Raw genomic sequence first — 22,902 nt, 5'->3', positions numbered from 1 at the left:
CTAGTACTCGCCCTCCGGAACGAACTCGCGGAGGTCCTCCGCGGGGATGGTCTCCACCTGGGTGTACTCGCCGCCCTGTACCTCGTTGATGACGACGGACCCGACGACGTTCCCGAAGTTGGTGAAGGTCACGGGCGTCGCGGCGCCCATGTACTTTATCTCGTCGCCGTTCTCGAGCGCCTCCTTACCCTCGGCGAACGTCGCGACCTCGGTGCCGGGACCGCGCGACACCGGTCCGAGGTTCCGTTCGATGGCCTCCGTGGTCGCCTCGCCGGCGCGTTCGACGGCGAGTGCGGTTACCTGGATGGCGTCCCACGCGGGCGGGGTCCACGCGTTGATCTCCGCGTCGCCCTCACCGCTCTGGTAGGCCTCCTCGAACGTCGCGTAGTTCGGTCCGGACTCGCCGGGGCTGGCCGCCCACGCGCCGTTCAGGTCGCTCCCGACCTGGGTCGCGAGTTCGTTCTGTGCCAGCGGGTCCGAGAGGATGGGCTGTCGGCCGTACCCGCCGTCCGACCAGTCGGTCAGCAGGGTGATGGCGTCCTCCAGCGGGAGACTCACCGCGAACGCGCTGAAGTCCTCGTTGAACAGGCGGTCGAGCGCGGACTGGTAGCTCGACGCGCCCTGGCTCACCTCGACCTGCGTGGCGACGGTACCGCCGTTGGCCTCGTACGCGTTCCTGAAGCCGTTCACCCAGCTCCGGGCACCGGACGTGGTCCCGTTGATGATGCCGACCGTGTCGTGGCCCTGGTCGAGCGCACGGAGCGCCGCACCGGCCGTGTGGACGGTGTCGCTGATGACGGTCCGCCAGATCCAGCCGTCGTCGCTGAGGTCCTCCGGCGTGCCGTTGTCTCCGCCACGGGTGTCGAGGAAGTTCGACCCCGGCCACGGCGTGACGACGGGCGTCTCCTGCTCCTGCAGGAATTCGTACAGCGGTTCGAGTTCGCTGGAGAACAGGCCCAGCAGCGCGACGGCGTCGTCGTTCTCCGTCAGTTGCGTGACGACCGTCCGTGCCTCCTGTGGACTGACTGCAGTGTCGCGCCGCTGTACCTCGAGTTCCCGGCCGAGTGGACCGCCGGCGTCGTTGATGGTCTGCAGTGCGACGTCGGTCGCCTTCGAGACGCCGGGTTGCAGGAAGTCCCACTGGCCGGTCAGCGCCGCCGGCTGACCGAACGTGATGGTGCCACCACCACCGCCACCACCGAGTCCGAGACAGCCAGCGGTCGCCGCCAGCCCACCCGCACCGGTGAGTTTCAGATACGCTCTCCGCGATACCGTCCCCTTGCTATTTCGCACCATGTCGTTAGGTCACTCTGGTCACCGGCATAAATACCACGGGCCGACCATGGTCGGGTCCCTCCACGCCGTGATACGTTCTCGAATAGACGTGTCGGTATAAAAACCGGTTCGGTGGGGTGGTGACACCGGTCGGGAACGTCGCGCCCGGGCAGGCCAGCGGTCGACGCGAGCGCCGTCCCTGCAGTCGCCGCCCCCACGAATTTGCACGTCGGGACCGAAGCAGTGAGACACATGACCCACCCAGATGCCGATGCGAATTCCGGTCCGGAGTCGGCCGTCGACGCGGTCGAAGGGGGCGCTGGCGGCCGTGGCTTCGTCTCGAAGGCGTTCGGTTCCGTCCGGCGTGCCGCCGGGTCCGGTGCGCTCGCGACCGTCGGCGGACTCGTGAGCGTCCTCTCTGGACTCCGGTCGTTCCGCCGTGGCGAGCACGTCCGCGGCCTCGGTCGACTCTTCCTCGGAGCCGTCCTCTTGCGTTTCGCCGCCACCCAGCGCCAGTCGATCGACGGCGAACAGAGAGCGGAGACTGGCGGGACGCCCGTCGAGATCGAAGCCGTCGGTTCGGAGGCTGCCAGCGAGGCCGACGCCGAAGCGGTCGCGACCGGCGAGGACGTGAGCGCGACCGACGTCGAGGAGGCGGGCGAGGCCGACGTCGAGGAGGCGGGCGAGACAGAACCCGGCCACGAACGACTCGGCGAGGCGGCCTTCGACGAGCACGCCAACGAGGTCCCGGTCCCCCAGCACGCCTTCGACCGCGAGTTCCTCGCGCCCGGCGCCGAGGCGTTCTGGGGCGTCCGCGAGACGGACGACGCCGTCCTCGTCTCCCAGCTGTACAACCCACTCGACGAGGCCGGGGACGTGCGCTACGTCGGGAGCAGCGACGTCGACGACGACCGGATGCTCTCGGTCCCGGACGTCGTGCTGGACCACTGGGACGAGGTCGCCGGTGGCGGCACCCCCGTCACCAGCGGTACCGAACTCGTGTTCGCGTCGAGCGGCGAGCTCGCCGAACGCAGGCAACTGCTGGTCGTCCCGGAACAGTGGGCCGGGGACGTGCTCGGGGCCGAGGTCTGACACCGGTTGCCTGGCATCAGGTGCGTCCGGTCTCGACCGCCCACGGCAGGGGGCCACGGCTCCGGAACCCCGACGACATCACGTCCCTTCAGTGACACGTCTACGCCCGGTCTAAGGACGTTTTAGGATGTAATTACTTACAACCCTCGCTGTAGATGTATCTCTGTTCGGATGCAAGTTAGTTTCCAGCACGCGAACCCGCACTCGGGGAACGAGTCCGTTCTGGTCCGGTTCACGGGCGGGGTGACCGGCCAGTCCGCGTGCGTCCTCGTCGATTCCGGAACCGGAGTCGACCTCGACGCCCTCCTCCGGGACGACGAGTACCTCACAGCAATCGTCCTGACGCACGCCCACCTCGACCACTACGAGACGCTCGGCGAGAGCGTCCGCGACGGGGCGCCCATCTACGCGGCCGAACCGACCGCCGCCATCCTCGACGACGTGCTCACCGAGGCGACGTCGAACTACGACGTGACGAACGTCGACGACGTGCTCGACGCGCTCACGCCGGTCACCGACTGGACGACGGTGCTGGGCGACGTCGAGGTACGGCCGGTCCCCGCCGGGCACGCCCCGGGTGCGGCCGGGTTCCTGTTCCGGTTCGACGACGGCGGTGACCCACACACGATGCTGGCGACCGGCGACTGGACCCGGCGCCGGGTTGCGGGCTTTCCCGGCCTCCCGACGACGCTCTCGCCCGAGGCCCTCGTCCTCACCGGCGCGACCCGGGACGGGTTCAGCGCCGAACTCACCGACGCCGTCTCGACCATCGTCGAGCGTGCCCGGGCGGGGTCGTCCGTCCTCGTCACGGCCAGCGGTCTGGTGGGGGTCCACCTCGCCTACCTCATCGCCAGCCTCGAGACGGCGGGCGTCGAGGTTCCGTCCGTCTCCATCGTCGGTCACGCCGCGAAACTCTACGACACCCTCGGCTACGACCACCCGGCAGTGACGTCGGTGCCGCGGTTCGGCGACCCGGACAGGTACGTCGGGCCCGGCACGGTGACCGTCGCCGGCCCGGAGGTCCCGGTCGAGGGGAGCGCGCGCCGACTCTACGGCCAGATCCGCGACGACCCCGGCGCGACGCTCGTCCAGGTGACCAGCGGGCCCGCCTCCCCGGTGGAGTCGGCCCGGTGCACAGTGGACCGCTTCCAGTACAGCAATCACCCCACGGAGGAGACCGTCGACGGCCTCGTCGAGGACCTCGCGCCGAACCAGGTGGTCGTCACCCACCAGACGGGGACGGGCCTCTCGCGGTACAAGGACCGATACGATAGCTTCGTCTGGGCGACCACCGACGCTGACGAGTACACCATCTACGACGACGGCCGGTGGACGAAACCGCCGTGGGTGAACGACCGCGTCGCCCGTCGACTCCGGAGCAGACAGTACGGGAACGGCGGGCAACTCGGCGTGCTAACCGACACCGGGGAGTCGCTCCCCGCCGTCGAACGGGCCGGCGTCGACCTGGAGGCCGAGGGACTCGACGTCTCGGCGCTATCGGACCGGTTCTGCCGGCCGTCGCCGACGGCGTGCCACGGACCGGACGCGGACGCGGATTCCGACGAGTCGGGGTCGGCGGCACTCGCCGACGTCGAGGACCGGCTCGGCCGACTCGAGGCGAGACTCGGGGCGAACGACGCCGGCGGGGCCGTCGACGTTCGCGTCGTCGACGCAGGCGACGGCGACCGGTTCCTGTGGGTGCTCGACGGCGGCGAGACGCTCGCCCACCTCGGACACGGGGACGAGGTGACGGTTCGACTCGACGGCGACGGCTGACACCGCCCCGACGTCGGAACGCCGACCGTCCTTTAAGTGCTTCTCGCGACAAGGGGTCGTAGTAAGAGGGATTCTCCGTGGACTCGACCGCCGAGCGGCCGCGCTAGCCGGGCATCTCACACCATCGTCTCGTCTCTCGCCATCACCCCGTCGTCGGCGACCGCACTGTTTCCGGGTCGGAAAATCGTCGTCGGCCCTTTTGGGAGTCCCCGGCCTCGGCGTGCCCATGAGCGACACCGAGAACGGGTCCGCAGACGCTCGGCTGGCCGGAGTGCTGGCCGTGGCGGGGGTCTTCGGCGCGCTCGCGTTCCTGTGGGTCGACGGGTCACTGCTCTTTCGCGCCGGGAACGCAGCGCTGGGTGCGACGCTGTCGACAGCCGCCGGCATCCTCGGGTTGCACGTGCTGGAGTGAACGGCGCTCGAAGGCGCGACGTGTGCTGGCGACGAGGAGCCCTCAGGACCGTCGCCCGCCGCCCGTAACCGATGGTCAGTAGTGCCTCCCGGGCAACGTACGAGGTATGAACGACGGCATCGACGGACGACTGCAGGGGACGCGAGCGTCGCGTCTCGCGGACTCGACCCGGGTCGCACCGTGCTGAGACCGTCCGGAGGCGTCCCGTAGATGGAGGCGTCTCGACCGCGAACGGTCGTCTGGGCCGTCATCGCGTGTACCTTCTTCGTCGGGTTCGGTGGCGGCGTCGTCTTCCCCATCCTCCCGAACCTCGGGGCGGTGCTCGGCATCTCCTCGTTCATGGTCGGCCTCATCCTGAGCGCGAACCGCTTCGTCAGACTGTTCGCCAACGCGCCGTCCGGCGCGCTCGTCGACCGCATCGGGACCCGGAGACCGTTCATCGCCGGTCTGGGCATCGAGGGAGTGGCGACGCTCGGCTACAACGTCGCCATCTCGTCGGCGCTCCCGGAGGTCTGGTTCCTGCTCGCCCGTATCGCCTGGGGCTTCGGCAGCGCGCTCGTGTTCGCGACGGCGTACACGATAACGGCCGACGTGAGCGAGGCCGCGTCGAGGGGCACCAGCATGGGCCTGGTCCGGGCGGGCATCACGTTCGGCTTCCCGGCGGGCCTCGTCCTCGGCGGCGTCCTCAGCGACCTCTACAGCATCCCGGTCGCGTTCTCCGTCGCCGCGGTGTTCGCCCTGGTCGCCAGTCTGCTCGCGTACTTCATCGTCCCCGAGACGCACACGAGCGAGACGCGGTCGTCGGTGAAGCCGTGGGCCATCGACCGCAGCGTCCCGGCGCTGACAGCCGGGTTCGTGAACTTCGGGCTGTACTTCTCCTACGTCGGCGTCCTGTTCGCCACGCTCGTCGTCTTCCTCGACGCCCACTCGATGACCGTCTTCGGCTACACCGCCCAGGGGACCTCCGGGTTCCTGATGGCGGCGACGGTCCTCTCGGGGTCCGTGTTCATGTTCCTCGGCGGCAGCCTGAGCGACGCACTCGGCGCTCGAATCCCCATCGTGCTCGCGTTCCTCGTGACCGCCTGCGTCGGCTTCCTCGTGCTCTCGGTCGCGGAGACGCCGCTGCACCTGCTCGCCAGTTGTCTGCTCATCGGTGCGGGCCAGGGCGGCGTCGGCGGCCCGTTGCTGGCCCTGCTCGCGGACCTCACCCCCGCCGACCGGATGGGACGGGCAACGGGGACGAACAACGTGCTTGGCGACGTCGGCGGCGGCCTCGGCCCCATCGTCGCGCTCCCCGCGGTCGACGTGCTCGGGTTCCCCCCGGTGTACGCCGCCTGTGCGCTGATTCCGCTCGCGGCCGGCCTGGTCCTCCTCGTCGGTATCTACAGCCACACGGGGACGCTCAATCCTCGGGTAGCCGACTCGCCCCAGGACTGAGGCGGCGGGCCGACGGTCGGTCACTCGCCGAGGTAGGAGACGAACACCAGCCCGTCGGTCTGCAGTTCGTACTCGACGTCGGTCGAGAGCGCGTGGTAGTCGAACGGGTCGGTGACGAGGTGGAAGCCGTTCGGCGTCGACCGCCGCAGTCGGACGGTCGTGTGCGCCGCGAGTTCGTCGGCGAGGGCGTCCGCGTCGGCCGCCGTCGCGCCGTCGAGGTCGAAGAGGAAGTTCGACTCGTCGCGACAGCCGTCGGACTGGAGGACCGACCTGAACTCGCTGTCGACGCGCCCGAACTTCCGGAGCACGTCCTCGGAACCGTTGAGACGGGCCGCCAGCCAGTCGTCCATGTCGCGACGGAGCGCGAACAGCGCGCTCGTGGTATCGCGTGCGTTCGCCGTCAGGTAGAGCCGGAACGTCGCGTCGAACCGCGAGACGGCGTGGTCGAGTTCTTCGACCGCCGGCGCGACGTCGTCGGGGTCGCGAACGACCTTCCTGATGGCCGAGGGTGCGTCACCGTCGACGTCGTCGTTCTCCTTCGACCGGGCCAGTGCGACCAGCATGTAGACGCGCCCGGGGCCGAACTCGCAGTACTCGCGGAGGACCTGCTCCATGGTACCGGCCGTTTCGCCGGCGGGTGCAAAACTGTCACGGGGCCGTGGGTCGTGGTCACGGTCGACAGACGCTACGTACATTCATCCCCCGCACCAACGTACGTCTCGACAGATGCTCACCGACTCGCCCGGTATCCACCACGTGACGGCCATCGTCGGCGACCCGCAGGAGAACGTGGACTGGTACGCCGGTGTCCTCGGCCTCCGCCTCGTCAAGCGGACGGTGAACTACGAGGACCTGCTCCGGTACCACCTCTACTACGGGAACGGGGCCGGCCTTCCGGGGACCGTGCTGACCTGCTTCCCGTACCCGAACGACGTGCCGTCGCGGCCGGGGAAACCGCAGGTCAGTTCCGTCGGGTTCGTCGTCCCGCCCGACTCCATCCCCTACTGGACCGACCGACTCGACGCTCATGGCGTCGCCATCGCCGGTCCCGTCGAGCGGTTCGACGAGACGGTCCTCCGGTTCGAGGACCCGGCAGGGACCCGCGTCGAACTCGTGACCGGCGACCAGGCGATCGACCCGTGGACCGGCGGGTCGGTCCCCGAGGAGCACGCTATCCGGGGCCTCCACGGCGTCACGGCGCTGTCGGCGAACCCCTACGCGACCGCGAGCACGCTCGACACCCTCGGGTTCGACCTCGTCGCCGAGGAGGCGGACGACGAGGGCGACGGGACCCGGGTTCGCTACCGGGCCTCCGGGGACCGGGCGACGGTCGTCGACCTGCTCGACCGGCCCGTGGAGTACGGCCGGGAGGGCATCGGGACGATACACCACGTCGCCGTCCGCGTCGAGAGCGAGGCGCAACTGTACGAGTGGCACGACCTGTTCCGGGACCGGGACTACGACGTCTCGCGGGTGCGCGACCGGCACTACTTCCACTCCCTCTACGTCCGCGAACCGGGCGGCATCCTGTTCGAACTGGCGACGGAGGACCCGGGGCTGACCGTCGACGAACCGGTCGACTCCCTCGGTGAATCGCTCGTCCTCCCCGACTGGTTCGAGGACGACCGCGACCTCGTCGAGCGCCAGTTGCCGCCCCTCGCGGTGCCGGGGGTGGAGTGAGTTCGATGGACGAGGGCGCCGACCCCCACGGCGACCAGCCGCTGGTCACGGCCGGGGCGCCGCGAGGTGCCGCCGAAGTCGCGGTCGTCCTCCTCCACGGGCGCGGTGCGACGGCCGACGGCGTGGTCAATCTCGCCGAACCCCTGTACAGTCACGGCGTCGCCTTCGTCGCGCCGCAGGCGTCCCGCAGTCGCTGGTTCCCCCACGCCGCCACGGCACCGGTCGAGCGCAACGAACCGCACCTCTCCTCGGCGGTCCGGGCCGTCGAACGCGCCCTCGACCAGGTCGAGGCCGCCGGGATACCGCCCGAGAGGACGGTGCTGTTCGGCTTCTCGCAGGGCGCGAGCCTCGTCACGGAGGTCCTGCTCCGGGAGCCCCGTCGCCTCGGGGCCGTCGTCGTCCTCAGCGGTGGGTTCGTCGGGCCGTCGGACAGGGGCCGACCGGTCGAGGGGTCGCTCAACGGCACGCCGGTCTTCGTCGGCTGTGGCGACGCGGACGGGTACGTCTCCCTCGACAGGGTACGCGAGACGGCCGACGCGTTCCGTGCGCTGGGCGGGGACGTGACCGAGCGGATCTACGAGGGCCTCGAACACGCCATCTCGGACGAGGAGTTCGCGGCGGTCGCGTCGCTCGTCGCGCAGGTACGGTCGTCGTCCGAGGAGTGAGACCCGGCGTCAGGGCAGCGCCAGCAGGTTCACCAGCGAGAGGAGACTCGGCTCCATCACGAACAGACCGAATCCGAGCGCGCCCCCGGCAGCGAGCGCCAGCAGCGCGTACCACGGCTCGTACCGGATGGTCTTGAACGCCTTGCTGCTGTAGCGCCTGTAGCCGAGACTGCCGGCCACGAACGCGACGACGATGCCCGTCACCACCTCGGTCCGGCCCTCGACGTAGAGCCACGTCGAGGCCAGTCCGACGACGAGGCCGAGTTCGACCGCGTGGATCTCGTGGTGCGTCACGTTGCGGATGCCGTCCGAGACGGGCAGGAACGACGGGAGCGTGAACGCGACGTTGTGCTTCGACCCGCTGGCGCGCGTGGTCGTCGTGGTCGTCGTCGACGCCATCCCCTTGCTGGCGGTGCCACCGCCGGTGTTCACCGTCGTTCCGGTCGCGGCCGATTCGAGCGTCCCGCCGGCACGTCGCTTCACCAGCCAGCGAACGCCGGCGACGCTGAACAGTCCGCCCGCGCCGTACATCGCCGCGTTCGTCGGGGTGATCGTCCCGAGCACGTCGTCCATCGCTGCCGCCACCTCGGGTGGCAGTCCCTGTAGCACCAGCCCTTGCAAGAGCACCACGAGGAGCATCGACCCGACAGAGACACGTATCCCCTAAATAACACGATGCTAGTGACGTAGCGTCTCCGGCGGACCCGGTGGCGGGCACCCCGAGGGCCTCACTGCCCGCCGGCGGACACGTCGCGCTCGTCGGGTTCCACGACGTCATCGTATCGCAGACGACTCGCGGACTCGCCCCGGCCGGTCGAGACTCGACGGCTCGACCAGAGGTGGGCCGACCCGTCGGTCCAGCGAGCGAGCTGGTAGTGGCGCTCGACCTCTCGTCCGGCCCGGCTGACCTCCTCCTCGTAGAGCCGGAGCGGGTCGTCGGTGTCGAGGATGCGCCCGAGCGGCGTCGGGAGTCGCTGGAGGGGGTCGCCCATCGAGTCGGCGTCGAGCAGGAGCGAGAGGGCGAGCCGGTAGGTGTCCCGTGCACCGGCGTCCGCCTGCGGCCCGGTCCTCGGCCGGACGGGTCTCATCGCGAAGAAGTGGTCCGGCACGGAACTCGCGAGTTCGTACGCCGGCAGGTCCGTCGGCGCGTGCGTCACGACCGCACGGGTGACGAACCGCTCGTCGGCGGTCCCGTCGCCGGACCGGCGGACGACGACGCTCCCGACCTGCTGGTCCCAGACCGGTGCCGACAGGCTCGACGAGTCGTCGAGTCCGTCTAGGTAGACGTTGCCCTCCTCGGGCAGTTCGTCGGGTGCGTCCCCGGTGTGGATGGTCACCGTCTCGTCGGCGTCGAGGACGACCGGGTCCCCGTCGGTGGCGAACGCGTACAGTTCGTCCGTCGCCGCACCGACCGTCGTCGTGCCGACGGTGACCTCCACGGTCCAGTCGGTCACGTCGAGCGGTGCGTCGCCCACGTTCCGGAGGACGAGGCGCTCGTCGGTCACGTCGGGGCCGGCGACGACGCGGTCGACGGTCAGGGCTGGCTCGCGGAACTCCTCGCGGTCGAGGAGCGTCCCGACCGGGCTCTCGACGCGCTCCTCGACGGCGAACGCCAGGTTGGCCATCTCGTCGCGGGTGAAGGTCACCCGTTCGACCGCCTCGCTGGACCGGCTCTCGCCGAGCGTCGGCGGGAGGAACAGCCCCGGTTCGTCGTCCTCGGTGACGCTCCCGGGGAGGTCGTCGAACGCGAAGGCGTTCCAGCGGTCGGTCGACCCCGTCACCGGTTCGACGTCGGTCGTCTCGCCGAAGGTGTCGGTGACGGTCAGGTCGGTGATGCGGGTCATCGTACCGATGGGCGTCGAGAGCGGGAAGAGGAACCAGTCGTCGCCGTGGACGAGGCTGAAGTCGAGCAGGAGGAGCTTCGAGAGGTCCTCCGGCCCGGCCGGGACGTCGTCCAGGTTGACCGTGCCGTCCTCGAACTCCCACCAGCGCGACGCGGGCATCCCCCGGTACCGGAGTCTGCTCAGGGTCACGTCCCGGCTCCCGGACTCGGTGAGCGTGCGGTCCGAGTCGGCCACGCTCGGCGGCGAGAGCGTGTCTCCGGGGCCGCTCGCGACGGAGAAGGAGTACCAGTCGAGGTCGCCGCCCGGGTACTCCTCGGCCTTGAGGACGGTCTCGCCCCCCGCCGGGCCGGTCGAGACGGAGAACTGGTACTCCTGTCGGTCGTCCTGCCACGCCGGGTTCGCGCCGGCCCCGGGGTCGTCGTACAGGTCGGCGTACCAGTCGACGAAACCGGTCGCGGCCCGTTTGAACCCGTCCGAGAGCGCCTCGCCGGCGGGCAGGGGCAGGCCAGCGGCCGAGGACGGCCACGACGGGGCCTCCCAGCCGTCGGCGTCCCGGATGCCCTGGACGCCGGCGGCGAGGGCGCGATAGACGGCGTGGCCGTCGACCGCCCGTCCGTCCGCGAGGGAGACGAACCGCCTGTCGGGCGCGTCGAGCGCCTCGTCCGGTTCGGCGAGCAGGAACTGCTCCGGGTCGCTCGCGTCCGTGTCGACGATGTCGGCCGCCGCGTAACTCTCCCGGTCGTCGTCGGGCGTCACGTCCGCGTCGGCGAGGAACCGGAGGTAGGTCTGGCCGGCGTCCGCCCGGAGTCTGGCTGGTGGCACGTCCTCGCCCGCCAGCCCGGTCGTCACCGGTTCGCGCTCGACCAGCACCTCCAGGGGTTCGCCCCGGTAGGGTTCGGCGTCGCCGGTCACGGTCTGCTCGGGTCCCGTGCCGCCGTCGGCCCCGTCAGCGCCGTCGGACTGCTGGTTCTCGTAATCGAACAGCACGCTCTGGGCGAGCGAGACCACCGTGAGCAGGTGGCTCGTCGTCTCGTCGCTCCCCGCCTGGACGAGGACGGCGAACGTCGTCGCGGCCGCCTGCCAGCTTGCACCGCCCCGTGCGTAGGCGACGAGTTCGGTCACGAGCCGTTCGACGCCGTCGTCGCCGACGGTCGTCTCCGAACTCGGCTGCCCCGCCAGGTAGGCCGTCGCCCGGTCGGCGAACGTCGTCCCGGTGGTCCCGCCGTCCTCGGGCAGCGGGGTCGTCAGGTACGCGAGCGCCTGTCGACGCGCCGACGGGGTCTGGCCGTCGTCGGGGTGCAGGTACGTCTCGAACGCGGTCTGGGCGGCGGTCGCCTTCTCACCGCCCTCGGTCTGGGCGGTCCGGTGGGCGTCGAGTGCTGCCACGACCGCGTCGAGCTGGGTCCGCTCGTCAGCGACGGGGACCGAGCCCGGGCCACCGAGTTGCGCGGGCGGCGTGATGGGGCGGTCGAGGCCGTCCTCGCCCGGGAACACCTCGGAGGCGTCGAGGCCACCGAGTTCGTACCGGCTCAGGTAGTCCCGGGCGTAGGAGAGTTCGGCGGTGACCGGCGACCCGGCGTCCTCGCCCTGGAACTCCCCCACCTGCCACTGCCGACACAGCAGCCAGGCCGGGTCGTGGACCTCGGCCCGGAGCGGTCTGTCGACCTGCGAGTCGCGGGTCCGGGGTTCCAGGCGCGTCCAGAACGTCTTCGACTCGGTCCACGCCTCGACGTCCAGCAGGGTCGCCGTCCCGCCGGAGTCGGCCGACTGCGGGTCGACGTCGAGACCGTTACCGCTCATCGGTCGTCACCCCCGTCGGACCCAACGCCGAGGTCGTCCGCGAGGTCGCGGTCGAGGTCGAAGTCGACCGTCGGCGTGTCCGGCACGTCGCGGGTGTTGTGCGGGAACGTAAGCGCCGGGAGCAGTTGCCCGAGGAGGCGCTGTCTCGGGTCGGTCCGTGGCTTCCCGACGACGTCGAGGTCGACCCCGCGCATCTTCGCCAGGTCGACGCTCTCGAGGACCGTCCGGAGGAGCGTCTCGGTCGACCACGGTGCCTCGCCGTCGTCGGGCGGGACCGCCAGCAGGATGGACTGTGGCGGCTCCGTGCTCGGGTCGTCGTAGTTGACGGCGACGCCGGTCGTCTCCTCGGTCGCGGGTACCGACTCGCGCCAGTCGTCGACGAGGAAGCCGGCCAGCTGTGCGCCGGGGGCACCGTCCCGCCCGCCCGCCCCCGGTGCGACGGGGTGGTCGGCGTGGTAGGCCGTCGGGAACGTCGTCACCATCGAGACCCGTCCCCGTTCGGGCGTCTCGTCGAGGCCGTCGATGCCGACCCAGTCGTCGGGGTCGCGGTAGGGCAACTGGCCGACCCGGAGGTCGTCCCCCCGGAGCCGACCGGAGACCATCTCGGCGTACGAGAACGTCTGCTGGAGGTTCGCCGGCCGGTCGCGGACCCGCGCCGAGCGCTGGAGCCACGTCTCGGTCTCCATCGGCGCGGCGGCCGACAGCAACTCGTCGGTGTGGCTCCCCGCGAACGTCTTCGAGAGTTCGGCCTGGTTCGGCGGCGACAGCGGCGGGAGCACGACGAACGAGTCGCCGAGGAGTGCCGTCAGCCGGTCGCGTTCGTGCTCGGCCGCCGCCACAACGACCGACGGGTCGGCCGACCCGCCCGAGAGCGTGGTAGCCGCCGCGTCGTAGTCCGTCGCCCCCGGGACGAGCGCCGTGACGGCGTCGGCGTGGTCCCCGGCCGCGTCGAGGCGCCGGTGGAGTCGGTCGGAGACGCCCCGTGCCTGTGCGAGGAGCGTCCGTTCGTCTTCGGGCGTCCCACCGGTCGCCGACCGGGGCGTACTGGCGTACACGCCGGCGTAGGACGCGCGCAACAGCGGGATTCGGAGCGTCTCCAGGACGCAACGGCGGAACGTCTCGTCGAGCCGCGTCGACCGTGCGACCGTCGCGAGCGGTTCGACGGCCGACGTTACCTCCTGGCGGAGCGTGCCGGCCGTCGAGTCCCACCAGCCCCGAAACTCGGCCCGGGCGGTCGCCGGCTGGAACACCGGTTCGGTGCCCGGTGCGTCGGAGCGCTCGTCGAACTCCCGGAGCGACTGCCCGAGGGACTCGAGGACCGCGACGAACTCCGTGGACGGCGTCGCGTCGTTCGAGGGTCGTCCGTCGACGCCGAGTTCCGCGTCGGCGTCCTCGAACCGTTCGTCGAAGCGTTCGAACCGCCGCCACGGTTCGGCGTCGTCGGTGCGCTCGCGCAGGCGCACGACCGCCACCGACAGTCCGTCGAAGGCCTCCCGTGTCGGTTCCAGGTGGTCGACGTCGTCGACCTCGCCCATCGGTTCCTCCAGCGCCTCGAAACCCCGCTCGACGTCCGCCTCGGTGCGGGCCTCGCGGAACCGTTCGAGCAGGTCGAGTATCCGTTCGACCCCGCGGACGGCGGTGTCGTACGCCGTCGGTTCCATCTCACGTTCGATCCGGTCGCGGTCGAGCACCTCGGCGAACTCCCTGGCCCGGGTCACGGCGTCGCCGAGGCCGGGGAGACCACCGGCCGCCCGGTAGTGGTCCGCGAGCGCGTCGAAGTCCGCGTCGAGTGCCGTCCGGTCGGCCGCGTCGAACGACTCCGGATAGGCGACGAACCGCCGGAGTCGTCCGAGGAACCGGGGCGCGTCGACGGCGGCGTCGAACGTCTCGGCCGCCCAGGCGGCGTCGGCGAACAGCAGGTCCAGGTAGACGAACGCCCGCCCTGCGGGGTCGGAACGGGTCGCCTCGACCGCGGCGACGAACTCGGGAGCGAACTGGAGCAGGTCGCGCTCGTAGCCCCGGCCCGCCGGGTTGCGGAGGAGCTGTGCCAGTGCGGTCCGCACCTCGGCGAGTCGCTCCGGATCGACGGTGGGCCAGAACCGTGCGTCCTCGACGCGGTCCTCGCCGCCGGTCAGGTCGAACAGGTCGTCGACGCCGGCCGCGGTGAGCGGGACCAGCGCCGAGGAGAGCGTCCCGGCGAGCGTCCCGAGGTCGAGCGTCTCCAGTCGCTCCAGCGCGTCGAGGACGGCCACGTCGTCGTCAGAGACGTCGACCGCCGGGCGGCCGGAGGCGCCGCCGGCGCCGGTCGACCGAGCGTCGACGCTCCCCTTCCAGGCCTCGACGAGCGCCGTCTCGTCGCCGATGGTCGACCAGTCGGTCGTCCCGGACGCGAGTCGTGCCTGGAGCACGTCGGCGGGCGAGTCTGCGACGGCGGGGTCGAGCGTCGCCTGCTGGCCGGCGAGCCAGAGCAACTGCGGGAGCACCGACATGTCGGCGAGCAGGTCGCGGAGGTGGGTATCGTACGCCGGGTCCCGGACGTGGCCGTCGGCGTCGTAGACCTCGTTCCCGTCCCCGTCGGTCGCGGTGACGCTGAACGCCGTTCCCGGGACCACGTCGGTCAGGTCGAGCGTGACGCCGAAGGTGCCGTCGGCTCGCGTCGTCGTCGTGGTCGTCGCATCGAACGCGGTCGGGTCGTCACCGTCCTGGTCGGTGGTGACCGTGACCGTGACGGACGTCTCCGTCGTCACGTTCGCCCGCCCGGTCAGTTCCTCGCCGTCCTCCGGGTCGAGGACGTGGACGCTCCGGGGTTCGACGACCCGGACGGGTTCGGCGTAGACCACGGTCTCGTCGCTGCTGGCGACGACGAGGACAGTCGCCCCGGGCGTGAGGTCGTGGCAGTCGAGGGCCACGGAGAACGCCCCACGGTCGTCGGTCCGGACGGTCCGCGTCTCGACGTACTGGGTCGCCAGTCCCGTCTCGACCCCGTCGGCGGCGGTGGTGCCCACGACGGTGACCGAGAGGTCCGTCGGCTCGTCGAGGTCGGTCTCACACCCGAGCGTCCGACCCGCCAGCGCCTCGACCGTCAGCGCCTCGTCGAACTCCCCGGGGTCGGTCGGCCCCGCAGGGAGCGCCCGGAGCAGGCGCTCGAGTTCGGTCTGCAGGACGCCCGGGGACCCGCTGCTGGCCTCCCCGACCCGTCCGCAGGCCTCCTCGACGCCCGAGATGGGTACCTGCGCACGGAACGCGGAGACGGCGTCCTGGACGTCGTCGACCTGCTCGCAGACGTTCGGTTCGTCGCGGTCGGCTGCCGGCGTGTCCTTCGCCGCGGTCGGGTCGCGGTCGACGTCCAGCAGTTCGAGGCGGTCGTCCACGAGCGCGGTCACGTCGGCGAGCGTCTCGGCCGTCGCGTCGGCACGTGCGTGCAGTTCCGCGTAGGTCGCCTCGTCGTAGCCGGGGCCGGCCTGCTCGGCGGGGTGTGCGTAGTCGTCGGCGGTGGCGGCCCGCCCGTCGGCGACGGTGTCACGCACCGTCCGGACGAGTTCGAGGAAGTCCGCCGTGCTGACGAGGGCCCCGCCGTCCTCGCGGAATCGAAGTTCGACCGTCGCGTCGTCGGGTATCGGCGGGTGGCCGCCAGTGGCGGTCGTCGGCTTCGTCTCGCGGTTCCGGCTGAGGTAGAACGCGATGTGCTCCTCCAGCTGGGTCCGTGCGGCGTCGGCGTCCTCCTTCGAGAACGCGAGCACGTCCAGCGGCGAGAGTCCGAGTTCGTCGACCGTCAGCGTGGTGTCGGCGACGAACTCGCGCTCGACGGGCGCCGCGGGCCACGCACGGTAGACGACCAGACAGTCCGCCGGATCGCCCTCGGTGAACTCGACGGTGAAACTGCCCTCGTCGACGCCGGTCAGTTTCACGCTGGTCGAACTCGACGCGCCGGTCGGGACCGAGACGACGGCCCCGGTCGCGGTCGGCGCGGCGAGCGACCCGTCGGTCACCGCGTCCCCCATCGCCAGCTGGCGGCCGACGCCGGTGGTCAGCCCGTGGCCGAGGCCCACGGCGGCCGATGGCGAGACGTCGGCGCCGTCCGACAGGTCCGATGCAGTGACGCCCGGAAGTGCGACGAACTCGACCGCTCCCGGCCTGAACCCGCCGTCGAGCGCGTTCTCGCCGGCGTCGAGCACGCCGACCTCCGGCGTCGGTTCGTCGGGTGGCGACTGCATGGCGACGTATGTCACGGGCCGGGCCGTCCCGCCCGTCGACGTCGCGCTCAGTCGCAGGTCGGTCCCGAGGCCGGTACACGAGAGCGACCAGTCGCCGGGCAGGTGGACGACCCTGTCGTCCCTCGCGGTCGCGGTCGGCGTTTCGCTTCCCGCCGGGTCCCGGGAGACCGAGAGCGCGTGCTGGGTTATCCCGTTCGCGCCGGCGGTCACGTGGCCGTGGGAGACGCCGACCGCACCGCCCGTCGACCGGATGGTCGACCCCTGTGCCCCGAGTGCGCCCGCGTCGACGGCGTCGGTGGCGGTCAGGACGACCGTGTCGGCGTCGACGCCGAGCGGGACGGTGGCGTCGCCCGACTGCGTCTCGAAGTGGCCGACCGCCACGAGTCCCGGGTCGGTGACCGACAGTGCGAGGTACTCGACGGTGACCGCGTCCGCACCGCCCTCGACAGTCACGTCGAACTCGAAGCCGTCTGTCGTCGTCTCCGCGACGGTGGCCCGGACCGACTCGGCCCCGCTCCCGTCGAAGGCGAGGTGGAGCGCGTCGTCGGTGTCGGCCGTCCCGACGGTCGCCCCTGCTGCGGTATCGTACACGGTCGAGACGGCGCGCTGGGTGAGGCTCCCGTCCGCGTCGCGCTTCGCGGAGCCGTGCCCCCAGCCGTGGTGCGTCGGCGGCGCGTCGTCGTCACCCCCGGCGGCGACCGACGCCGTGAACACGAGCACGTCCGGTTCGAAGCCCACGTCGGCCACCGAGACCCGACCGGACGACGTGGGCGTGCGGAACCTGCCGGCGGCGAACTCGCGCCCGGCGGTCCAGCGATAGCTCGCCTCACAGCCCACGTCGCCCGGGTCGGGGAGCAACTCGCCGACCCAGGCGTCGAGGTTGGGTTCGGCCGACGGGCGTACCTGCAACGGGAAGCCGTCGGACTGGCCGACGGCGGGGACGTCCGGGTCGGTCGCGTCCGCGTCGGCGTCGGACGAATCGGCCGGCGGGATGGCCGGGTGCGTGAACGTCGTGTCGTCCCGCCACGGCGCCGGCGTCGTCGCCCCATCGGCGTCGCCGAACGTGACGAGCAGTCGGTGGGTCAGCCCGACCGACGTTCGCGGCGTGTCGACGACCTGTGGCTCGGGCACCGCGTCGCCCCTCGCCAGCGCCTCCAGCGAGCCCTTCGCCCGCGAGTAGTTGCCCTGCGTGAACTGGTGGACGCTCTCGGCCGTGAGCACGTCTCGGACGGCGTCGACCGCCTCGAACAGGTGCCACAGTGCCCCGGCGACCGCGGCGTTCGACAGCGGTGGCAGCCCGTGTTCGGTCCGCCTGTCGCTGTAGGACGATACCTCCGGACGGCCATCGGTGTCGGGGCGTCGCGGCGGCGTCGGCGCGATGGTGTGGGTCCCGTCGTCGAACGTCACCGACCGGTAGAGCCTGTAGCCGTCGACCACGTCGCTCCGTGCGGCCGTCTCCGACGACCCGGGACCGCCGAGGGTCCCCGTGAACGTCGGGTACGCCCGCCTGAACTCCTGGATGTACTGCTGCTGGCCCGCCTCGTGCAGGCCGCGTTCGAACCGGTACCCCAGCAGTGCGCCGAGTGGTTGCCCCTCGCGGACGCCCTCCAGCACCTGCTTCGCGACGCGGACCCGGTCCGAGGAGAGGTCGACGGCCGAGAGGTTCCCGTCGTCCTGGTTCTCGTAGGCCCTGTGTCCACCCCGGAGAACGGCAGCCGTCGTCGCCTGTTCGAGCGACGGCGCGTGGACGAACTCGCCGTCGTCGTCCCCCTCGTCGGGGTGGAGGTCCTCGACGAAGCCCCACGCCCCGACGTGGATGCCGGCGGAACTCTCTGGCAGCGGCACCGAGGGCGAGACGCTGTCGGCGGACGGTTCGCCGACGAGGTCGTTGCCACCGAGCAGGCCACCGTCGTGCTCGCCGAGCGATGCGGTCGCTTCTGCCGCGTTCTGCTCCGCCTCGGTCGGGGCGTCGACGTCGGTCGAGCCGTCGTCGTCAGCGAGGTCGGTGTCGGTGTCCGTCAGGTCGCCTTCGCCCTCGTCTTCGTCGTCGTCGGACTGCACGGACTCGGGTGGCCACTCCGGCATCGGCCCCGGCGGGACGTAGGCGTCGGCGTCCGCCCAGACGTTCTCGCCGGATTCGTTCCGGTAGGTCGTCCGTTCCGGCGCGAACCAGTTGCCCTGGTCGTGGCGATGGTCGGCGAGTCGCCGGGTGGCGATGGAGGTCCACCACGCGTCGAAGCGGTGACTGGCGAGGTCGAGCGTGCCCCGGACCAGTCGGTCGACCGTTTCGTCGTCGGCCGCCTGGAGGTACCGCAGGCTGTGGCCGACCTGTTCGAGTCGGGGGTCGTCGGCGGCGCTCACGTCCCCGAGGTCGAGCGGGAACTCGACGTCTTCGGTCGACGGCTGCCCCCGATGGAACCGGTCGGGGTACTCGGCCCTGTCGAGGAACTCGTTGAGCGAGAAGGCGTCGCCGACGTAGTCGTCGGTCGCGTTCTTCCTGACGTCGACGCTGACGGTGTCCGTGAACTCCGATGCGGTCCCCACGTCCACCTGGCCGTCGAGGAACGACTGGCGCAGGACCGCCGAGTGGCGGGCCCGCAGCAGGCTGAACCGGAACAGGTGGTGGGCGAGCGACCGCAACAGCGCGGGGTTCTCCTCGTACCGGTCGTCCATCCCGAGGCGGTGCAACACGGACAACTTCTCGAAGCGGGCGCGACGCTGGCGCATCGGATAGAACAGGTCCACGCCCAGTCGGTCGTAGGTGAACTGCTCGTCGGCGTCCCGGAGGACCGACGGCGTCATCCCCACCATGTACATCGGCGTCCCGGGCCGGTAGTTCGCGAGGGGGTTCGGCCCGTCGAGCAGGGAATAGGCGTCGTCACCGACGTTGTCGAGGGTCGCGTTCTCGGTGAACAGGTCGAGTTCCTCCCCGTTCTCCAGGTACGACCGGACGAAGCGGGTCTCGAGCACCTCCTCCGTGTCCCCCATGCTGCTCGTCTCGGCGACGTCGTGTGGACCCTGGCCGCCGACCGGTTGGCCACTGGCCATGCGCTCCAGCGTCTGTCTCTCCTCCTCGGTCAGGAAGTCCCGCGACTCCACCTCGTCGACGTCCAGGTACGACTCCTTCTTGAACTCGTTCGAGAGTCGGCCGTCGTCGTCGTACTCCAGCTGGGTCCCCATCTTCCGGATGGTGTCGTAGTCCTCGGTGAGCAGCGCGAGGACGTGGTCCTGCACACCGTCGTCGACCACCGGGAGAACGTCGTCCTCGGGGTCCAGGTCCTGGAAGAGCAGGTTCGCGACGTGGACGTCGAGCGCGCGTCCGGACGGACCGTCGTCGCCGAGTCCGTTCGTAATCGCGTCCGCGAGGATGCGTCGTTGCTTCTGGAGGACCGCCGACCGGCTGGTGCCGAGGACCACCTCGTCGTTCCAGAGCGCCTCCTCCTCGGTCCCATCCTCGGTCTGCCGGACGAACGCCTGCCGTGCCGGGTCCCACTGCCACTCCAGCGCCCGGAAGTTCGTCATCGTCCGCTGGACCGTGGCACTCACGTGTTCGTTCGACCCGCCGACGAGAGCGTCCATGGCGGTGTCGTCGTACATCTCGAGCACGCCGAGCGAGAACGGTTGCTTTCCCTCCTCCCCCAGGTCTCCGCTGGCCCCCAGTCCGGACGTGTCGAGGCCGAGCAGGTTCCCGAGCGCGTTCTCGCCGGCGAGGTAGCGCCTGAAGTGGTGACCGTCGGCCGTCGCGGTCATCGAGAGTATCTTGCTCAGGTTCACGACGTCCCCGGACCGGCCCACGTGCGGGACGCCCGGGACCGCCTGAGTGTTCGGCCGGGTCGCACCGTCGGCCCAGGCGTCCCGGAACAGGTTCAGCCACCTGTCGAGGTGGCCGGGGTCGTCCTCGGTCCCGACGACGTCGTCGTCGCGGACGCCGATGCCGGGCGGTGGCGTCTCGTCGCCGGGGCTCATCGGAACTGCCCCCCATCGGGGTCGGCCTCGTCGTCGGGTCGTTCGCTGTCGACGACGCGACCGTCGGCGTCGGTCTCGACGGACGATACGGCGAGTTCGGCGCCGGAGTAGTGTGCGTTCAGTTCGTCGGTCGAGAGGACCGTCGCTGCGTCGTCTGGCGTGTAGTGTGTGGCTAGCTTTTCGGACGAGAACACGGTTGCCGCCTCCTCTGGCGTGTAGGTCTTCGCGAGGTCCGCGTCGGAGATGGCCCCCTTCGCGTCCTCGGGTCGGTACGTCTCGCGGAACTGCTCGGTGGAGGCGTCGGCCCAGTCGCCAGCGGGGTCGTCGCCAGCGAGCACCGCCTCGTCTACGGTCGCGCCCGTCACGGCGGTCTCGTCCGACTCGTCGTCCGAGCCGCCGATTTCGACGTCCGCGACCGACCAGTCCGTACCGGCGGGGTCGCGGGGGACCGTCACCTCGCCGCCACCGACGCTGCCCCGGTCGTCGGACCCGTCGTCGACGACGCCCGAGAGGTCGACGCCGGCCCAGAGTCGGTCGTCGCTCCCGGGGTCCGTGACCGTCGTCGGCAGGACCCCGTACGGCTGTCTGCCGGCGCGGAACGTCGGGAGCGGACCGCCTGCCCTGACGTACTCGACGAAGTGTCGCCGGTACGCCTCGTACAGTCCGGCAGGGTCCTCCTGGTCGAACCAGTCCGCGAGGTCCGGGTGGTCTCCCAGGTCGAGTTCGTCGAGCAACGGTGGCGTCGCGGACGTGCCGTCGTAGCGGTTCGGCCTGAGCATGGTCTGGAGGTAGTACCCGAGCGTGCCCGACCAGAGCGCGGAGTTCGCGTGCCAGGCGTCGAGTTCGTCGGTCGCGTCGGCGTTCGCGACGTGGGCGAACACGTGGTCGTCGTCGCCCAGCGAGGACGGGTCGATGGCCAGCGCCCTTGCCAGCACGTCGCCGTCGGTCACGTCGCCGTGTTCGACCAGGGGCGGCCCGGCCTCGACGGCCACGGTGTCCTCCGGGTCCTCGCGCGACCGGAAGCCGGAGGGTTCGTCGGCGTTGTTCGTCGGCGTGCCCCGTGGCACGACCGACAGCCCGTTCGTGTAGTGCTGGGCGTCGAACAGGTCGCGCAACCGGGCCGCGGTCTCGTCGGGGTCCATGCTCGCCTTGACGCCGGTGACGACGAGCGTCTCGAACCAGCCCTCGTCGAGCGGTCGGTCCCCGGTCCGGTGGACGTCGTCCGGGGTGATCCGGAGCGCCATGCCGGCGCGTTCGGCGGCCTCGAAGTCTACGAGCCAGTCGATGCCCTCCTCGGCCCGGGTCGCGTCGGGGGTGTCGTCGACGGCCTGCATCGCGACGGCCATCGCGTCCGGGTCCGGGCCGACCCGGAGCGGTTCGCGGATGGCACCGCCCTCGACGACGAACGTCTCCCGACGGTCGGACTCGCCATCGCCGTCGCCGTCGGTCGCCCAGACGCCGTAGACGAGCCACTCGTCGGGGAGCAGTCGCGCGACCGGGGCCCGGGTCCACGACCCCGGCCTGCCGTCGGGGTCCGGGAACGAGAGCTGGCCGAGGCTCGACACCGTCGCCGTCTCGTCGAGCAGGAGCGTCCAGTCGGGGTCGTCGCCGTCGTCGGCTTCCTCGACGACCTGAACCTCGCCACTCCCGGCCGACACGTCGGGTTCGAGCGCGTGGACGACGTACGCCGCCCGTTCGCGGCCGAAGCGTTCGACGAGTTGCCCCCACGAGCGCGTCCGGATGGCAGCCTTGCGTTCGGCGGGGTCGTCGGGGTAGCCCTCGTCGGGCAGGCCCGAGAGCATGGCGACGAGTTCGTCGTGGCGGTCCCCCGGGAGGTCGGTCGAGAACGCGGTCGGGTCTGCGTCCTCGACGGTCGCGTACCACGCGTACGCCCAGAAGTTCTGCCCCCACCGACGCTCGGTGTCGGTGAGTTCCGGTTCGTGGCTGTCCTCGTGGATGCGGTCGGGGTACACCCGGACGAGCAGGTCGTCGCCGACGAACCGCGTCTCCAGTCGCACCGGGAGCAACGCGATGGGTTCGTCCGACAGCGCCTCGACTGCGTCGTCGTGGTCGTCGAGGAACCCCTGGACCGCGCCGGTCGACTGGCGCTGGTACTCGCCCGAGTCCGTCTCGACGTACCTGTCGTTCAACCGGTCGCGTTCGGCGTCGCGCCATCGACGCGCCGCCGTCACGAGCGTCGAGACCACCGACTGCAGGTGGCCGGCCATCGCCCGGTCGTCGGCCTGTACGACCGCGACGACGGTCTCCGTCGCGGCCGTGTGGTCGGTCGCGCCGGTCACGAAGTCCTCTAGGTCGTCGAGCAGGGCGGAGACCGACGCCGGCGCGGTGCCCGTCCGGGTCGCCGCCGACTCGTACGCCCGGGCCGCCGCGAAGAAGTTCCGGGGCGTGCCGTCGTCGTCGTCCAGCAACGGGTCGGTCAGGTACGCCAGTTCCGACCGCCTGACCGCCACGGTCCGGTCCGGCCCGGGACCGGGGTCGAGGAATCGTGTGGCGGCGCGTTCGACCGGCGTCGGGTCGGCGTGCCCGCCGTGCTTGCGTGCTTCGGCGAACGCCGCCACCGTCGAGAGCAGGTGGCTCGCGCGCGTGAGTTCGTCCTCGGCGGTCCGGAGCGCGGACCGGACGTCCGCGACCGTCGCCTCACTCATCGGGGGCCTCCGGGGTCGCCGTCGGTCCGAAGCTACGCACCTGCGCCGTCGTCGTGTCTCGCTGTTGCATGGAGA

General features: G+C 71.2%; 12 protein-coding genes. 6 read left to right on the top strand and 6 right to left on the bottom strand.

Translation table 11 applies throughout. From position 1 onward, the window contains the following. On the bottom strand, nucleotides 1-1,296 hold the full coding sequence (locus ACSC1W_RS03190; protein WP_435345365.1) for an ABC transporter substrate-binding protein: 1,296 nt from the start codon (nucleotides 1,294-1,296) through the stop codon (nucleotides 1-3). Nucleotides 1,297-1,527: 231 nt separating this feature from the next. Here ACSC1W_RS03190 and ACSC1W_RS03185 point away from each other — a divergent pair, with 231 nt between their 5' ends. The 4 genes from ACSC1W_RS03185 (at nucleotide 1,528) to ACSC1W_RS03170 (ending at nucleotide 5,992) form a co-directional block, all read left to right on the top strand. Continuing rightward, nucleotides 1,528-2,367, top strand: a complete 840-nt coding sequence (locus tag ACSC1W_RS03185) for a hypothetical protein (RefSeq protein ID WP_435345363.1) — start codon at nucleotides 1,528-1,530, stop codon at nucleotides 2,365-2,367. A 171-nt stretch (nucleotides 2,368-2,538) separates the two neighbouring features. After that, on the top strand, nucleotides 2,539-4,143 hold the full coding sequence (locus tag ACSC1W_RS03180; protein WP_435345361.1) for an MBL fold metallo-hydrolase: 1,605 nt from the start codon (nucleotides 2,539-2,541) through the stop codon (nucleotides 4,141-4,143). Between the two features lie 226 nt (nucleotides 4,144-4,369). Then, a complete protein-coding gene (locus tag ACSC1W_RS03175) occupies nucleotides 4,370-4,555 on the top strand; it encodes a hypothetical protein (RefSeq protein ID WP_435345359.1) in 186 nt (61 codons plus the stop codon). Nucleotides 4,556-4,765: 210 nt separating this feature from the next. Beyond that, nucleotides 4,766-5,992, top strand: a complete 1,227-nt coding sequence (locus tag ACSC1W_RS03170; RefSeq protein ID WP_435345357.1) for an MFS transporter — start codon at nucleotides 4,766-4,768, stop codon at nucleotides 5,990-5,992. A 20-nt stretch (nucleotides 5,993-6,012) separates the two neighbouring features. Here ACSC1W_RS03170 and ACSC1W_RS03165 read toward each other — a convergent pair whose 3' ends face one another. Beyond that, nucleotides 6,013-6,606: a hypothetical protein gene (locus ACSC1W_RS03165; protein ID WP_435345355.1), complete on the bottom strand. Its 594-nt coding sequence runs from the start codon at nucleotides 6,604-6,606 to the stop codon at nucleotides 6,013-6,015. 112 nt (nucleotides 6,607-6,718) lie between these two features. On the opposite strand from ACSC1W_RS03165, the gene ACSC1W_RS03160 reads away from it, so the two are divergent. Then, the gene (locus ACSC1W_RS03160; RefSeq protein WP_435345353.1) at nucleotides 6,719-7,672 is read left to right on the top strand and encodes a ring-cleaving dioxygenase; all 954 of its coding nucleotides are present in this window, start codon (nucleotides 6,719-6,721) and stop codon (nucleotides 7,670-7,672) included. A gap of 5 nt (nucleotides 7,673-7,677) precedes the next feature. Then, complete coding sequence (locus ACSC1W_RS03155; RefSeq protein ID WP_435345351.1) at nucleotides 7,678-8,337, top strand: alpha/beta hydrolase; 660 nt, start codon at nucleotides 7,678-7,680, stop codon at nucleotides 8,335-8,337. Between the two features lie 9 nt (nucleotides 8,338-8,346). Here the strand turns inward: ACSC1W_RS03155 and ACSC1W_RS03150 are convergent, their stop codons facing one another. From ACSC1W_RS03150 to ACSC1W_RS03135, 4 genes are all read right to left on the bottom strand, one after another. Continuing rightward, the gene (locus ACSC1W_RS03150; RefSeq protein WP_435345349.1) at nucleotides 8,347-8,976 is read right to left on the bottom strand and encodes a hypothetical protein; all 630 of its coding nucleotides are present in this window, start codon (nucleotides 8,974-8,976) and stop codon (nucleotides 8,347-8,349) included. An 89-nt stretch (nucleotides 8,977-9,065) separates the two neighbouring features. Beyond that, nucleotides 9,066-11,981, bottom strand: coding sequence for a hypothetical protein (locus ACSC1W_RS03145; RefSeq protein WP_435345347.1), 2,916 nt, complete (start codon nucleotides 11,979-11,981; stop codon nucleotides 9,066-9,068). Continuing rightward, a complete protein-coding gene (locus ACSC1W_RS03140; RefSeq protein ID WP_435345345.1) occupies nucleotides 11,978-20,161 on the bottom strand; it encodes a hypothetical protein in 8,184 nt (2,727 codons plus the stop codon). Before ACSC1W_RS03140 ends, ACSC1W_RS03145 begins: the two co-directional genes overlap by 4 nt. Continuing rightward, nucleotides 20,158-22,827, bottom strand: coding sequence for a hypothetical protein (locus ACSC1W_RS03135; protein WP_435345343.1), 2,670 nt, complete (start codon nucleotides 22,825-22,827; stop codon nucleotides 20,158-20,160). The genes ACSC1W_RS03140 and ACSC1W_RS03135 overlap by 4 nt, the downstream gene beginning before the upstream one ends. Between the last annotated feature and the right edge of the window lie 75 nt (nucleotides 22,828-22,902).

The sequence above is a fragment of the Haloarchaeobius marinus genome (assembly GCF_051207415.1).
Classification (GTDB): domain Archaea; phylum Halobacteriota; class Halobacteria; order Halobacteriales; family Natrialbaceae; genus Haloarchaeobius.
The sequence above is the reverse complement of the archived record's forward strand: the minus strand, read 5'-3'. Positions and strand labels throughout refer to the sequence as shown.